The following is a 14,951-nucleotide window of genomic DNA, read 5'->3' as shown; positions in this document are numbered from 1 at the left end:
GAACTCGGTGCTCTCGGGGTCGACGCCCTCGTTCGCCTGCTTGAGCGAGAGGGAGATGCGGCGACGCTCGAGGTCGATGTCGATGATCTTGACGAAGACCTCCTCGCCGACCGACACGACCTGCTCGGCGAGCTCGACGTGACGGCTGGACAGCTCGGAGATGTGCACGAGACCCTCGATGCCGTCCGCGACGCGGACGAACGCGCCGAACGGGACGAGCTTCGTGACCTTGCCCGGCGCGACCTGCCCGATCGCGTGGGTGCGGGCGAAGACCTGCCACGGGTCCTCCTGCGTCGCCTTCAGCGACAGGGAGACCCGCTCGCGGTCGAGGTCGACCTCGAGCACCTCGACGGTGACCTCCTGGCCCACCTCGACGACCTCGCTGGCGTGCTCGATGTGCTTCCAGCTGAGCTCGGAGACGTGGACGAGCCCGTCGACGCCGCCGAGGTCCACGAACGCACCGAAGTTGACGATCGAGGAGACGACGCCCTTGCGGACCTGGCCCTTGTGCAGGTTGTTGAGGAACGTGGTGCGGCTCTCGGACTGCGTCTGCTCGAGCAGCGCGCGCCTGGAGAGGACGACGTTGTTGCGGTTCTTGTCGAGCTCGAGGATCTTCGCCTCGATGCTCTGACCGAGGTACGGCGTGAGGTCGCGGACGCGGCGCAGCTCGATGAGCGACGCGGGCAGGAAGCCGCGCAGGCCGATGTCGACGATGAGGCCGCCCTTGACGACCTCGATGACGGTGCCGGTGACGACGCCGTCCTCCTCCTTGATGCGCTCCACGTCGCCCCAGGCGCGCTCGTACTGGGCACGCTTCTTGGAGAGGATCAGCCGACCCTCCTTGTCCTCCTTCTGGAGGACGAGGGCTTCGACGGTGTCGCCGACGGCGACGACCTCGTTGGGGTCGACGTCGTGCTTGATGGAGAGCTCGCGCGAGGGGATGACGCCCTCGGTCTTGTAGCCCACGTCGAGGAGGACCTCGTCGCGGTCGATCTTCACCACGGTGCCCTCGATGAGGTCACCGTCGTTGAAGAACTTGAGGGTCTTCTCGACCGCGGCCAGGAATTCCTCTGCGGATCCGATGTCGTTGATCGCGACCTGCTTGGGGGCCGATGCGGTCGGTGTGAGTGTCATGGAGTTGATTGCGTCGGTTTCGTGTCGGGCCGCAGCGACAGGGCGCCGCCACGGCGGATTGATGGAGTTGTGCGGGCCGGTACGGCCCTGCTGCCGGGCGTCGAGCGGACACCGGACGGCGATCCCCTTCCGATGACCGGAGGCGGACGGAGTCCGAGTCTACCGAGTCGGACGCGCCCTGTCAGAACCGCTTGGGAGAACCTCCATCGCGGCCCGGATCTTCCCGGAACGACAGGAGCGCCCCGTCGGATGGCGGGGCGCTCCTGTCGAGCGGTGCTCGTGGTCACTACTCCTTGTCGAGGTCCGTGCTGAGCAGGGCGACCAGGGAGTCGAGGGCCGCGTCGGCGCCGTCGCCGTCCGCGGACAGCGTGACCTCCTCGCCGTGGCCGATGCCGAGGGACAGGATCCCGAGGATGCTCGCCGCGTTGACGCTCTTGCCGGCCTTCGTGGTGAGCGTGACGGGCACGCCGGCCTTCGCGGCGGCCTGGCTGAACAGCGACGCGGGCCGGGCGTGAAGCCCGACGCTCGACGCGATGGTGACGGTGCGTTCCGGCATGGGTCTCCTTCGACGGCCGAGGCCTAGTCGTCCTCGGGGGTGAGCAGGTCGTACACCTGCTGGACCTGCGTCGCCGAGCGTAGCTGCTCGGCCTTCGCCGGATCGAGGAGGATCTCGGCCAGCTGGGACAGCAGCGCGATGTGGCCGCCGCCGGCCGCGGCGATGCCGACGCAGACCCGGACGTCGTTGCCGTCCCAGTCGACGCCGCCGGGGAAGCGCAGGACCACGAGCGCGTCCTGCTTCACCGCCTCCTTGCCCGCGAGGGTGCCGTGCGGGATCGCGACGCCCTCTCCCACGAAGGTGGACACGCTCTGCTCACGCTGGAGCATCGCGTCGATGTACGACTCGTCGACCGCTCCGGCCTCGAGCAGCGCCTGCCCGCACTGGCGGACGGCGTCGAGGCGATCGGCCGCGTGCGAGTCGAGCCGGATGGAGGACTCTGCGAGGAGGGACGAGAGCGCGGCGTCGGCCATCGTCAGATCTCGACGCTCGTGCCGTCTTGGATCGCCTTCACGATCTTCGCGACCTGGGGGTCGCCGAGGAACAGCTGGAACGGCACCACCGGCACGTCCGGCGCCATCTGCCTGGCGCGGTCGGCGAGGCCGGCCTGCGTCACGACGAGGTCGGCGTCCTGCGGGATGTGCGCAACGGGCGAGTGCTCGACCGTCACGCCGCTCTTCTTCAGCTGCTTCTTCAGCTGCCCGGCGAGCATCACGCTGCTGCCCATGCCCGCGTCGCAGGCGACGATCAGCTTCTTGATGCTCGACCCGTCGATGGTGGTCAATTCGTGCTCCTTCAGTGGATTGGTGCGAGCGTACGCCCGCGGGTCACGGGAAGCGGGCGGGAGATCATCCGATCCCCCGCCCGCTCGCCGTACGGGTCGGTCAGGCGCCGGCGACGGCGGTCTTCCGGCCCTTGTTCTCCGCGTTCCGGGCGTTCGCCTCGTCGAGGTCCATGGCCGTCTTCTCGCTGCGGCCGAAGCCGAGGAGGAGCGAGCCGACCACGAAGGTCACCGCGGCGGCGATGATGATGCCGATCAGGTTGACGACGATCTTGTCCGGGGGCGAGACCAGCAGGTAGGCGATGATCGAGCCCGGCGAGGCCGCCGCGATCAGACCGCCGTTGAGCAGGACGAACGTGAGGACGCCCGAGGCACCACCGACGATCGCGGCGATGATCAGGATCGGCTTCATGAGCACGTACGGGAAGTAGATCTCGTGGATGCCGCCGAGGAAGTGCACGACCATCGCGGACGGCACGGTCGGACGGACGGCACGCGGGCCGAACAGCAGCATCGCGGTGAGGATGCCGAGGCCGGGTCCGGGGTTCGACTCGATCATGAAGAGGATCGAGCTGCCGGAGTGGGCCGACTGCTGGAGGCCGAGCGGCACGAGCACGCCGTTGCCGATCGCGTTGTTCAGGAACAGCACCTTCGCGGGCTCGACGATGATCGACGCCACCGGAAGGAGGCTCGATTTCACGAGGAAGTCCACGATGTTCCCGAGGCCGGTGTTGACCGCGATGATGATCGGGCCGAGCACGTAGATGCCGACGATGGCCATCAGGCCGCCGATGATGCCGGCGGAGAAGTTGTCGACCAGCATCTCGAAGCCGGCCTTGAGTCGGCCGTCGACGAGCTTGTCCCAGTACTTCAGGATCAGGGCCGTGAGCGGCCCCATGATGAAGCCGGCGAGGAAGTTCGGGCCGAGGCCGGTGATGTCCTTCGGGATGGCGAGGCCCGGAGGGGCGATGTGCAGGGCGACCGGCGCGACCACGGCGCCCATCGTGGCGATGGCACCGACGACCGCGCCGCGCTGGCCGTGCACGAGACGGCCGCCCGTGTAGCCGATGAGGATCGGCAGCAGGAACACGATGATCGGGCCGACGACGGTGCTCACCGTCGAGGAGAAGGCGGTCGAGGCGTCCTTGCCGAGACCGAACCACGCCCGGGCGATCAGGTTCACCCAGCCGTTCTGGATGGTGAGGGCGGTGATCAGGCCCCAGGCGATGAACGCGCCCAGGTTGGGCATGATCATGCCGGCGAGGAAGGCGCCGAAGCGCTGGACGGCGGCCCGGGGGCCGGTGCCGGTGACTACCGGCGAGTATGCGGACATTGTCCTTGTTACCCCTTTGTAGCGAGTCCGAGTTCGGATACTGCGACGTTCTGCCCCGCTGGAGGTGCGGCAGCCGTCTGTATCCAAGTCTCAAACGTTGACGGCGTCAACCTCGGATCGGTGCCGCCCGCCGCGCCGCCCGTGCCCCGCTCATTGGGGGTGCCGGGAACGGCGTGGTCGCGGGCCGCTGCGGGTCTGATTCAGTGCGCGGCCGCGTCCCAGTCGTGGCCGACGCCGACCTGCACGTCGAGGGGGACGCGGAGCTCGGCGGCTCCGCCCATCCGGGCACGGACGAGGTCGGCCAGGGCGTCCTGCTCGCCGTCCGCGACCTCGAAGACGAGCTCGTCGTGCACCTGGAGGAGCATCCGGGAGCGGAGGTCCTGCTGCTGGATGTCGCGGGCGACGCCGATCATTGCGAGCTTCATGATGTCCGCCGCGCTGCCCTGGATGGGTGCGTTGAGGGCGGCGCGCTCGGCGTTGTCGCGGAGGACGCGGTTGGGGCTGTTCAGGTCGGGGAACGGCCGGCGCCGGCCGAAGATCGTCTCGGTGTACCCGTCGACGCGGGCCTGCTCGACGACGTCGCGGAGGTAGTCCCGCACGCCGCCGAAGCGCTCGAAGTAGCCGGCCATGAGCTCGCGGGCCTCGGCGGTGTCGATCCGCAGCTGCTTCGAGAGCCCGAAGGCGGAGAGCCCGTACGCGAGGCCGTACGACATGGCCTTCACCTTGGTGCGCATGAACGGGGTCACCTCGCCGGGCGTCACGCCGAAGACGCGGGAGCCGACGAAGCGGTGCAGGTCCTCGCCGGAGACGAACGCCTCGATGAGCCCGTCGTCCTCGGAGAGGTGGGCCATGATCCGCATCTCGATCTGCGAGTAGTCGGCGGTGAGGAGCACGGGGTGGTGCTCGCCGGCGATGAACGCCCCGCGGATCCGTCTGCCCTCCTCGGCCCGGATGGGGATGTTCTGCAGGTTCGGATCGTTCGAGGAGATGCGGCCGGTGGTGGTGCCGGTCTGCACGTACGTCGTGTGGATGCGGCCGTCGGAGCCGATCCCCCGCTGCAGGGTCTCGATGATCTGCCGCAGCTTCGAGGCGTCGCGGTGCTGCAGCAGCACGTCGAGGAACGGATGCGGCGCCTTGGCCTGCAGGTCGGCGAGGGAGTCGGCGTCGGTGGAGTAGCCGGTCTTGTTCTTCCTGGTGCCCGGCATGCCGAGCTCGACGAAGAGCACCTCCTGGAGCTGCTTCGGGGAGCCGAGGTTGAGCTCGTGGCCGACGATCGCGTAGGCCTCGTCGGCGAGGTCGTGGATGCGCGTCGACAGCTCGGTGTTCAGCGCGTCTAGCGCGAGTGCGTCGACGGCGACTCCGGCCGTCTCCATCCCGGCGAGGACCCGGAGCGTGGGCAGCTCGATGTCGGTGAGCACCTTCACGGTCTTCTCGTCGAGCCCCTCCCTCAGCACGTGCGCGGAGCGGAGCACGTACCAGGCGTGCACGGCGGCGGGAGCCGCTCCCCCGATGTCCTGCACGAGCTGGTTCGGGTCGGCCTCGGGCAGCCGCTCCTGCAGGTACCGGTCGACGACGTCGGCGAGGGTCTTCTCCTGCCCGCTCGGGCGCAGCAGCCAGGCGGCGAGGAGCGTGTCGAAAGCGATGCCCTCGAGGCGCAGCCCGCTCCCGGTCAGCGCCTTCAGCTGGGTCTTCGCGTCGTGCAGCAGCTTCGGAGCGGCGGGATCGGCGAGCCACGCCTCGAGCGGTGCGTAGTCGTCGCGACCGGGCTGCCACGGCAGGTCGACCGTCTCGGTCGGTGAGGCGACACCGACACCGACGACGCGGCCGCCCTGGGTCTCGACGACGAGGCCGAGGCCCTCCGGATGCGCCGCGCGGTTGCGCTCGAACCAGGCGGCGAGCTCCTCGTCGAGCAGCTGCTGGGGGGCGGGGGCCGGCGGAGCGGCGTCGGCGTCGGCGTCCGCTTCGGGCGCGGATCCGGACACGCCTCCGCCCTCCAGCTTCAGGACGCGGTCGAGCAGGGTGCGGAACTCGAGCTTGCCGAAGACGTCCCGCACCGCGGCCTCGTCGATCGGCCGGCGGAGGAGGTCACCCGGCGCGACGGGCAGCTCGACGTCGGTGTGGAGGCGGTTCAGGCGCCGGTTGCGCTCCGCGTTGCCGCGCTGCTCGCGCAGGTTGGTGCCGACGACGCCCTTGATCTCGTCCGCGTGCTCGAGGATCGCCTCGAGGGAGCCGTACTGCTTCAGCCACTTGACGGCGGTCTTCTCCCCGACCTTGTCGATGCCGGGCAGGTTGTCGCTCGTCTCGCCGACCAGGGCCGCGATCTCGGGGTACTGGTACGGCTCGATCCCGTACCGCTCCCTGACCTTGTCGGAGTCGTAGCGGGTCAGCTCGCTGACGCCGCGGACCGACGGGTAGAGGAGGGTCACGTCGTCGTTCACGAGCTGGATCGAGTCGCGGTCGCCCGAGACGACGAGGACGTTGTAGCCCTGCTCCCGGCCCTGGGTCGCGAGGGTGGCGAGGATGTCGTCGGCCTCGAAGTCCTCCTTCGTGACCGTCGGGATGTTCATCGCCGCGAGGGCCTCCTGCAGGAGCGGCACCTGGCCGCGGAACTCCGGCGGGGTCTCGTTGCGGGTGCCCTTGTACTCCGGGTACTCACGGTTGCGGAACGAGAATCGGGAGATGTCGAACGCGACCGCGAGGTGCGTGGGCCGCTCCTTCTGGAGGAGCAGCAGCAGCATCGACAGGAAGCCGTGGATGGCGTTCGTGTGCTGGCCCTCTGACGTGGTGAAGCTGTCGACGGGGAGGGCGTAGAACGCGCGGAACGCGAGCGAGTGCCCGTCCACGACGAGCAGTGTGGGCTTCGACGCATCCGGCACGCCGGGTAGCCTAACCAGCGGCTCCGACCCCGCCCGGCGCCCGGAAGGACGCCCCCCGATGCAGCTGCCCGAGGATCTCGATCCGGAGCTCGTCGCCCGTCTCGTCGACAGCGGCGGTGGTGAGCTCGCGAGGCGGATGGAGATCGAGTTCCTCGAGTTCGGCGCCGCGCGCTCGGTGGCCAGGATGCCGGTCGAGGGCAACCGTCAGGTGGTCGGCCTGCTGCACGGCGGGGCGCACCTCGTGCTCGGCGAATCGCTCGGCAGTGTCTCCTCGGCGATCCACGCCGGGCCCGGGCGCTACGCCGTCGGCATCGAGATCAACGCGACGCACAGCCGCTCCGCGACGGAGGGCTTCGTGGTGGCGACGTGCGAGGCGATCTCGCTCGGCCGCACCCTCTGCACGCACCAGACGTCGATCCGGGACGGATCCGGCCGGCTCCTGTCGACGGTGCGGATGACGAACCTCCTCCGCGACGCCTGACGCCGCCGCTCCGGCACCCGGACGAGGTCTGTGGAGAGCGGTTGCTGTCCCGGATCGACTGCCGCACGGTCTCGGGCCGAGGCATCCGGCGCCGGCGTGCCCAGCGGGTCGACCCAGCGCTGCGCCGCCGGGCGAGGGCTACTTCTTCGGCGCCGCCAGCTGCTCGATGACCGCCTGGGCGACGTCGTGCATGGTCAGACGGCGGTCCATCGACGCCTTCTGGATCCAGCGGAACGCCTCGGGCTCGGAGAGGCCCATCTTCTCGTTGAGGAGGCCCTTCGCACGGTCGACGAGCTTGCGGGTCTCGAAGCGCTCGACCATGTCGGCGACCTCGGACTCCAGCGCCACGATCTGCGCGTAGCGGGCGAGGGCGATCTCGATCGCGGGCAGGAGGTCGTTCGGGGTGAAGGGCTTCACCACGTAGGCGAGTGCGCCGGCCTCGCTCGCCTGCTCGACGAGCTCCTTCTGGCTGAAGGCCGTGAGCAGCACGACGGGGGCGATGTGGTCGCGGGTGAGCCGCTCGGCGGCTTTGATGCCGTCGAGCTGCGGCATGCGCACGTCCATGACGACGAGGTCGGGACGCAGCTCGGTGGCGAGCTGGACGGCCGTCTCACCGTCACCGGCCTCACCGACGACGTCGAATCCGTTGTCGCGCAGGATCTCCACGATGTCGAGCCGGATCAGGGACTCGTCCTCCGCGACGACGACGCGGCGGGGTGCAGCGGGTGCGTTCTCAGCCACCCCTGAAGCCTAGTGTGTGGGGAGGTCGCTCCCTGCGGGGGCGTCCAGCGGGCCGGTGTGGCGGAATGGCAGACGCGGGGCACTCAAAATGCTCTGTCCGAAAGGGCTTGTGGGTTCGAGTCCCACCACCGGTACGACTACTCCGCCGGAGTGACATGCGAGAGCGCCGCGCATGGTCGCGAACCGGGCTCCGTGATACCGCGCTGAACGTCGTCCAACTGGTCGCTCGAGGGAAGCGCGACACGTTCATTTCGGCGTGGGTGTGGACCGCATTCCATACCGGCTCGAGTCAATACCTGCCCGAACTCCCTCTGATCGAGGAGATTCCGAGGGCGATCCGCAGGTGGAGAGAGGCTGTGCCGCAGATGGACGTCATCGAGAAGATCATGCGATTGAACGGCGCACGCCGACAGACCCGGAGCTCCGGACAGGCGCGCGGCGCCCACCGTTCCCTCCACTGCTCGAGCCACGGGTCGAGGTCGTCCAGCCCGGAAAGCTGCGGGATCCGCGTCTAGAGGACGCGGGTGAGGTGCCTGCGCATCCGTGGCTGGCGGGCGTCAGCGAGGCGGACGACCCGGCCGATCAGGAACGCGAGAGCGATCGAGACGGCGAACCATCCGACGACGGTGAGCAGCAACTCTGCGGCGAGCACGGGCCCCGACCCTAGCCCCGTTACCCTTCCGTTATCAAAACGAGCTGACCGGGTCGAGTGGATCGGCGGCAGTTCGCCAACGGCGAGGCGTCTACCTGTCTGTGCCGAGCGCCTGTGTCGCCGGCACCCCGGACAGCCCGCGCTTCCCCGGGCACCACCGCGTTCTACCGCTCCTCTGCTGCTCGAGCCACGCATCGAGGTCCGCCTGCGTGTACTTCACGAGGCTGCCCACCTTCTACGCCGGCGCCCCCTTTCGGTCCGTGCGCAGTCGCGCAACGTGGCTTCTGCTACGCCCAGGTACTCGGCAGCCGCACGGAGCCCTAGGAAGCGCGGAGCCGGATCAGCAGGCCCGGCGCTTCCGATCTTCCCGGTGACGGGCGGCCTGGGCCGGTGGCGACCGGGCCCACGGGATCGCACGGTCGGCCGAGCAAGGCCGCAGCGGCTGCAGCGCCACTCGCACTCGGCCCGGTGCATGACCCAGCGCCAGCAGGCGAGCAGCTGGCCGCGGGCGCAGCCGTTCGGACCGGTGACGACGACGAACTCTGCGGGACTCGACGCGAGTCCCACCACCGGTACCGGGGCGCGATGCACGATCCGCGAGAGCACGGCGTCGCCGGCGCCACCCACGCGAGGCCGACCGAGCCACACCGACTCGACGCAACGGACCCCCGGAGCCTCTCGGCACCGGGGGTCCGCTTCTGTCGTTGCCGGGGCCCGCCTCTTAGTCCGGGCTCCGCTCTCGCGGTTCCACCTCGACCATGCCGTCAGGGTGATCCCGCTTCCCTGAATCCGGGCTCCGAATCCTGCGCCGCCCGGCGCGTCACCGTCCGAGCAGCCAGAAGCCGAGGCCCGTGACGAGCCCTGTGCAGGCGATCGAGACGACGGCGAAGGTCGGGAACGGATGCCGCGCTCCGGTGGAGCGGCCGCGGCGGAGCGGGCCGTGCTCGAGGCTGACGGCCGGCGCGACGACCCCGTGGCGCGGCAGCACCTCGACGTCCTCGTCCGCGGCCGTGAGCGACGCCCTCGCCGTGAGCGGCAGGGGCGGGTCGTCGTCGAGGAACTCGGTCCAGCCGCGGCCGTTCCACCAGCGTGGCGTGCCGGACCCGTCCCCGTACCAGCCCGGCAGCACCGCATGCGTCGTCATCGGGCATCCCCGCTCCCGGCCCCCCGGGCCGACGCCCGCACGCTATGTCCCGCAACCGGCCGGGAACCTCCCCGGCCGGCGGCGAATCGGTAACGATCGCTCCGGTCAGCCCCGGAACTGCTGGTAGGCGGGCGCGGCCCCGCCGATCGCGTCGCCCATGACGTGGACGCGCATGTCGTTCGTGGAGCCCGTGATGCCGGGAGGGGACCCGGAGATCACGACGACCTTCTCGCCGCGCTCCACGCGACCGATGCTGAGCAGCACGTCATCGACCTGGTGCATCAGCTGGTCGGTGTTCGTGACCCGCGGCACCAGGAACGTCTCGACGCCCCAGCTGAGCGCGAGGCGCGACCGGATGCCCGGCTCGGGCGTGAACGCGAGCACCGGGATCTGCGAGCGGAGCCGAACCATGCGACGCACCGAGTCACCCGACTCGGTGAAGACGCAGAGGAACTTCGCACCGACGAAGTCGGCGACCTCGGCCGCCGCGAGGGTGATCGCGCCGCCCTGGGTGCGCGGCTTGGTGCCGAGCGGGAGGATGCGCTCGAGACCGTGCTCCTCCGTGGAACGGACGATGCGCGCCATGGTCTTCACGGTCGTGACGGGGTACTCCCCCACGCTCGTCTCGCCGGAGAGCATCACCGCGTCGGCGCCGTCGAGCACCGCGTTCGCCACGTCCGACGTCTCGGCGCGGGTCGGCACCGGCGAGGAGATCATCGACTCGAGCATCTGCGTCGCGACGATGACGGGCTTCGCCAGGCGGCGGGAGATCTCGCACGCCTGCTTCTGCACGATCGGCACGGCCTCGAGCGGCAGCTCGACGCCGAGGTCGCCTCTGGCGACCATCGTCCCGTCGAAGGTGTCGATGATGGCCTCGAGGTTGTCGACCGCCTGCGGCTTCTCGACCTTGGCGATGACCGGCACCCGCCGGCCGACCTCGTCCATGATCTCCCGCACGCGCACGACGTCGTCGGGGCTGCGGACGAACGACAGCGCGACGAGGTCGGCGCCGAGGCGCAGGCCCCATCGGAGGTCCGCCTCGTCCTTCTCGGACAGGGCGGGCACGTTCACGGCGACGCCGGGCAGGTTGATGCCCTTGTTGTTGGAGACGGTGCCCGGGACGAGGACCTCGGTGCGCACCCGCACGCCGTCGGTCTCGAGCACCTGCACGCGTACCTTGCCGTCGTCGATCAGCAGGAAGTCCCCGGCCTTCACGTCCTGCGGCAGGCCCTTGAAGGTCGTGCCGACGAGCTCCTTCGTGCCGAGCACGTCCTCGGTGGTGATCGTGAAGATGTCGCCCTCGGCGAGCTCGTGGGGCCCGTCGGCGAAACGGCCGAGGCGGATCTTCGGACCCTGGAGGTCGATCAGCACGGCGACGGCGCGGCCCGTGTCGTCGGAGGCGCGGCGCACCTCGCGGTAGACGGCCTCGTGCACCTCGTAGCTGCCGTGGCTGAGGTTCATCCGGGCGACGTCGACGCCGGCCTCGATGATCGCGCGGATGTTCTCGTAGCTCGAGGTCGCCGGCCCCAGGGTGGCGACGATCTTCGCTCGTCTCATCGGTGGTGTGTCCGCCTGTCGTCGTTCGGAAATGGACCGTGGTCGAGGCTAGTGCGAGTGCAGGGCAGGAGCCGACCGCGCGCCGGCCGGGCGGGCCGCGGCGCGGTCGCGGCGATCACAGGCTGAGCGCACGGTCGGTCGGGCGCACCGGTGCGGGCAGGTCGGTCTCGCCCTCGAGGTAGGCGTCGACGGCGGCCGCGACCGAGCGGCCCTCCGCGATCGCCCACACGATGAGGGACTGGCCGCGACCGGCGTCGCCGGCCACGAAGACGCCCGGCTGGTCGGTCTGGAAGTCGGCGTCGCGCGCCACGTTCCCGCGGTCGTCGAACGGCACGTCGAGCTGGTCGGCGAGCAGGTCCCGCTCGGGGCCCGAGAAGCCCATCGCGAGCAGCACGAGGTCGGCGGGGAGGACCCGCTCCGTCCCCGCCTTCGGGATGCGCCTGCCGTCGATGTACTCGGTCTCCGCGACCCGGAGCGCCGTGACGCGGCCGGTGTCGTCGGCGAGGAACTCGACGGTCGACGAGAGGAACTCGCGGCGACCGCCCTCCTCGTGAGCGCTCGCGACCTCGAACACGGTCGGCACCATCGGCCACGGCTGGGCCTCGCTGCGGGTGAGCGGGGGCTGCTTGCCGATCGCGAGGTTCGTGACGCTGCGCGCGCCCTGCCGGTGGGCGGTGCCGATGCAGTCCGCGCCGGTGTCACCGCCGCCGATCACGACGACGTCGCGGTCCTCGGCGGTGATCTGGCCCGGCACCTGGTCTCCCGCGACCGCCTTGTTGGCCTGCACCAGGAAGTCCATGGCGAAGTGCACGCCGTCGAGATCCCGGCCGGGGACCGGGAGGTCGCGGGGAACAGGCGCCCCGGTGGCGACCACGACCGCGTCGTAGCGGCGGCGCAGCTCGTCCCAGGGGATGTCGACGCCGATCTCGACGCCCGCCCGGAAGCGCGTGCCCTCGACGATCATCTGGTTCAGCCGCTGGTCGAGCCGCTGCTTCTCCATCTTGAACTCGGGGATGCCGTACCGCAGCAGGCCGCCGATCCGGTCGTCGCGCTCGAAGACGGCGACCGTGTGACCGGCGCGGGTGAGCTGCTGAGCCGCCGCGAGGCCGGCAGGACCGGAGCCGACGACGGCGACGGTCTTGCCGGTGAGCCGCTGCGGCGGGTGCGGCTCGACCCAGCCGTTCGCCCAGGCCTGGTCGATGATCGAGACCTCGACCTGCTTGATCGTGACGGCGGGCTGGTTGATGCCGAGGACGCACGACGCCTCGCACGGAGCCGGGCAGAGCGTGCCGGTGAACTCCGGGAAGTTGTTCGTCGCGTGGAGCCGCTCGATCGCCTGCCGCCCGTCGCCGCGGTACAGGAGGTCGTTCCACTCGGGGATGAGGTTCCCGAGCGGGCAGCCGTGGTGGCAGAACGGGATGCCGCAGTCCATGCAGCGGCCCGCCTGGCGACGCAGCTCGCCGCGATCCTGCTGCTCGTAGACCTCGTGCCAATCCATGAGCCGGAGCGCGACCGGGCGCCGCTTCGGGAGCTCGCGCTCCCGCGTCTTCAGGAACCCCTTGTGGTCAGCCATGCTTCGCCTCCATCCATCCCGTCAAGCACCGGTCGTCACCTCGAGGATCCGCCGCCACACCGTGTCGCCGTCGAGGTCGAGGCCCTCGTCGGCGGCCTTCGCGCGCGTCTCGAGCACAGCGGCGTAGTTGCGGGGCAGCACCTTCACGAACTCGCCGACGACGGTCCCGAAGTCGCCGAGCATCCGCGCCGCGAGCGCCGAGTCGGTGAGCGTGACGTGCCGCTCGAGCAGGTCCTTCAGCATCGCGGCATCGGCGCTGTCCATCGGCAGCAGGCCGAGCTCGCCGGAGGCGAGCGCGTCGCGGTTCACGCGCGCGTCCGACAGCCGGTGCACGTACGCCGTACCGCCGGACATGCCCGCGCCCAGGTTTCGGCCGGTGGGTCCGAGGATCACCGCGAGGCCACCGGTCATGTACTCGAGCGCGTGGTCGCCCACGCCCTCCACCACCGCAGTGGCGCCCGAGTTCCGCACCAGGAACCGCTCGCCGACGATGCCGGACAGGAACATGGTGCCCTGCGTCGCGCCGTAGCCGATCACGTTGCCGGCGATGACGTTCTCCTCCGCCGCGAACCGCGCCCTCGGATCGGGCCGCAGCACGATCTCGCCGCCGGAGAGCCCCTTGCCGACGTAGTCGTTGCTGTCGCCGATCAGCCGGAGGGTGATCCCCGGCGGCAGGAAGGCGCCGAACGACTGCCCCGCGGATCCGCGCAGCGTCACGTCGATCGACCCGGACGGCAACCCGTTCTCGCCGTGCCGCATCGTGAGGGCGTGCCCGAGCATCGTGCCGACGGCGCGCTCGGTGTTGCGCACGGGCAGGTCGAGCTCGATGCGGCCGCCGTGCTCGAGCACGTCGGCCGCCGCGTGCAGCAGCCGGTTGTCGAAGTGCTGCTCGAGCTCGTGGTCCTGGCCGACGCGACGGGTGCGCGGCTCGTCGTCCGCGAAGGTCGGGCCGACGAGGATCGGGGCGAGGTCGAGGCCGTCGGCCTTCCAGTGGTCGATCGCCGCGTTCACATCGAGCAGCTCGCGGCGGCCGATGACCTCGTCGAGGGTCCGGTAGCCGAGCGAGGCGAGCAGCTCCCGCACCTCCTGGGCGATGAACTCGAAGAAGTTCACGACGAACTCCGGCTTGCCGGAGAACCGTGCCCGGAGCTCGGGGTTCTGGGTCGCGACCCCGACCGGGCAGGTGTCGAGGTGGCAGACGCGCATCATGACGCAGCCGGAGACGACGAGCGGCGCCGTGGCGAAGCCGAACTCCTCGGCACCGAGCAGCGCGGCCACGAGGACGTCGCGGCCGGACTTCATCTGCCCGTCGACCTGCACCGTCACGCGGTCGCGCAGACCGTTCAGCATGAGGGTCTGCTGTGTCTCGGCGAGCCCGAGCTCCCACGGGGTGCCCGCGTGCTTGAGGGAGTTGAGCGGGCTGGCGCCCGTGCCGCCGTCATGCCCGGAGACGAGCACCACGTCGGCCTTCGCCTTCGTGACGCCCGCCGCGACCGCGCCGATCCCGGACTGGCTCACGAGCTTGACGTGGATCCGCGCCGCCGGGTTCGCCCGCTTGAGGTCGAAGATCAGCTGCTTCAGGTCCTCGATCGAGTAGATGTCGTGGTGCGGCGGCGGCGAGATGAGCCCGACGCCCGCGGTCGAATGGCGGGTTCGCGCGATCCAGGGGTACATCTTCGCGGGCGGCAGCTGGCCGCCCTCCCCCGGCTTCGCGCCCTGCGCCATCTTGATCTGGATGTCGTCCGCATGGCTCAGGTACATGCTCGTCACGCCGAAGCGGCCTGACGCCACCTGCTTGATCCGGCTGCGCCGCTCCGGGTCGAGCAGTCGGTCGACGTCCTCGCCGCCCTCACCGGTGTTGGACCGGCCGCCGAGACGGTTCATCGCGATGGCGAGGGTCTCGTGCGCCTCCTTCGAGATGGAGCCGTACGACATCGCGCCGGTGTTGAAGCGCTGCACGATCGACTCGATCGGCTCGACCTCGTCGAGGGGCACTGGATGCCGGTGGCTCGGCGCGAAGCGGAACAGGCCGCGGAGCGTCATCAGCGACCCCGACTGGTCGTCGACGAGCGTCGTGTACTCCTTGAACACGTCGTACCGCCGCGCCCGCGTCGCGTGCTGCA

General features: G+C 70.3%; 13 protein-coding genes and 1 tRNA gene. 2 read left to right on the top strand and 12 right to left on the bottom strand.

Annotated elements, in window-relative coordinates; genetic code table 11:
• The 6 genes from rpsA to polA all read right to left on the bottom strand — a co-directional run.
• A partial coding sequence (rpsA, locus tag JWQ92_RS00145) for a 30S ribosomal protein S1 (RefSeq protein WP_297342433.1) occupies positions 1 to 1,134 on the bottom strand: 1,134 nt, incomplete at its 3' end.
• A 286-nt stretch (positions 1,135 to 1,420) separates the two neighbouring features.
• Entirely contained in the window at positions 1,421 to 1,690 is a 270-nt protein-coding gene (locus JWQ92_RS00140) for an HPr family phosphocarrier protein (protein WP_297342432.1), read from the bottom strand.
• A 23-nt stretch (positions 1,691 to 1,713) separates the two neighbouring features.
• Positions 1,714 to 2,163 (bottom strand): PTS sugar transporter subunit IIA, encoded by a 450-nt coding sequence (locus JWQ92_RS00135; protein WP_297342431.1) that lies wholly within the window; start codon positions 2,161 to 2,163, stop codon positions 1,714 to 1,716.
• A 2-nt stretch (positions 2,164 to 2,165) separates the two neighbouring features.
• Positions 2,166 to 2,474 carry a PTS lactose transporter subunit IIB gene (locus JWQ92_RS00130; protein ID WP_297342430.1) on the bottom strand — a complete coding sequence of 103 codons (309 nt, stop codon included), beginning with the start codon at positions 2,472 to 2,474 and terminating at the stop codon, positions 2,166 to 2,168.
• Positions 2,475 to 2,574: 100 nt separating this feature from the next.
• On the bottom strand, positions 2,575 to 3,804 hold the full coding sequence (locus JWQ92_RS00125; protein ID WP_297342429.1) for a PTS mannitol transporter subunit IICB: 1,230 nt from the start codon (positions 3,802 to 3,804) through the stop codon (positions 2,575 to 2,577).
• Between the two features lie 200 nt (positions 3,805 to 4,004).
• A complete protein-coding gene (gene polA / locus JWQ92_RS00120) occupies positions 4,005 to 6,680 on the bottom strand; it encodes a DNA polymerase I (RefSeq protein WP_297342428.1) in 2,676 nt (891 codons plus the stop codon).
• Between the two features lie 58 nt (positions 6,681 to 6,738).
• Between polA and JWQ92_RS00115 the strand changes: the two genes are divergently transcribed.
• Positions 6,739 to 7,161, top strand: coding sequence for a PaaI family thioesterase (locus tag JWQ92_RS00115; protein ID WP_297342427.1), 423 nt, complete (start codon positions 6,739 to 6,741; stop codon positions 7,159 to 7,161).
• Between the two features lie 138 nt (positions 7,162 to 7,299).
• Here JWQ92_RS00115 and JWQ92_RS00110 read toward each other — a convergent pair whose 3' ends face one another.
• Positions 7,300 to 7,902 (bottom strand): response regulator, encoded by a 603-nt coding sequence (locus JWQ92_RS00110; protein WP_297342426.1) that lies wholly within the window; start codon positions 7,900 to 7,902, stop codon positions 7,300 to 7,302.
• Between the two features lie 51 nt (positions 7,903 to 7,953).
• Between JWQ92_RS00110 and JWQ92_RS00105 the strand changes: the two genes are divergently transcribed.
• Positions 7,954 to 8,036, top strand: a tRNA-Leu gene (locus JWQ92_RS00105).
• Positions 8,037 to 8,413: 377 nt separating this feature from the next.
• On the opposite strand, the gene JWQ92_RS00100 is transcribed toward JWQ92_RS00105, so the two are convergent.
• The 5 genes from JWQ92_RS00100 to JWQ92_RS00080 all read right to left on the bottom strand — a co-directional run.
• A complete protein-coding gene (locus tag JWQ92_RS00100; RefSeq protein ID WP_297342425.1) occupies positions 8,414 to 8,554 on the bottom strand; it encodes a hypothetical protein in 141 nt (46 codons plus the stop codon).
• Between the two features lie 820 nt (positions 8,555 to 9,374).
• Complete coding sequence (locus JWQ92_RS00095) at positions 9,375 to 9,698, bottom strand: DUF2510 domain-containing protein (protein ID WP_297342424.1); 324 nt, start codon at positions 9,696 to 9,698, stop codon at positions 9,375 to 9,377.
• 105 nt (positions 9,699 to 9,803) lie between these two features.
• Positions 9,804 to 11,255, bottom strand: a complete 1,452-nt coding sequence (gene pyk / locus JWQ92_RS00090) for a pyruvate kinase (RefSeq protein WP_297342423.1) — start codon at positions 11,253 to 11,255, stop codon at positions 9,804 to 9,806.
• A gap of 115 nt (positions 11,256 to 11,370) precedes the next feature.
• Positions 11,371 to 12,828 (bottom strand): glutamate synthase subunit beta, encoded by a 1,458-nt coding sequence (locus tag JWQ92_RS00085; RefSeq protein WP_297342422.1) that lies wholly within the window; start codon positions 12,826 to 12,828, stop codon positions 11,371 to 11,373.
• A gap of 21 nt (positions 12,829 to 12,849) precedes the next feature.
• Positions 12,850 to 14,951, bottom strand: a 2,102-nt coding sequence (locus JWQ92_RS00080) for a glutamate synthase-related protein (RefSeq protein WP_297342421.1), incomplete at its 5' end; no start/stop codon positions are given.

Origin of the sequence: Amnibacterium sp. (assembly GCF_025463795.1) — a bacterium.
GTDB lineage: Bacteria > Actinomycetota > Actinomycetes > Actinomycetales > Microbacteriaceae > Amnibacterium.
Note: the sequence above shows the minus strand (reverse complement) of the source record. Positions and strands in the feature narration are given on the sequence as shown.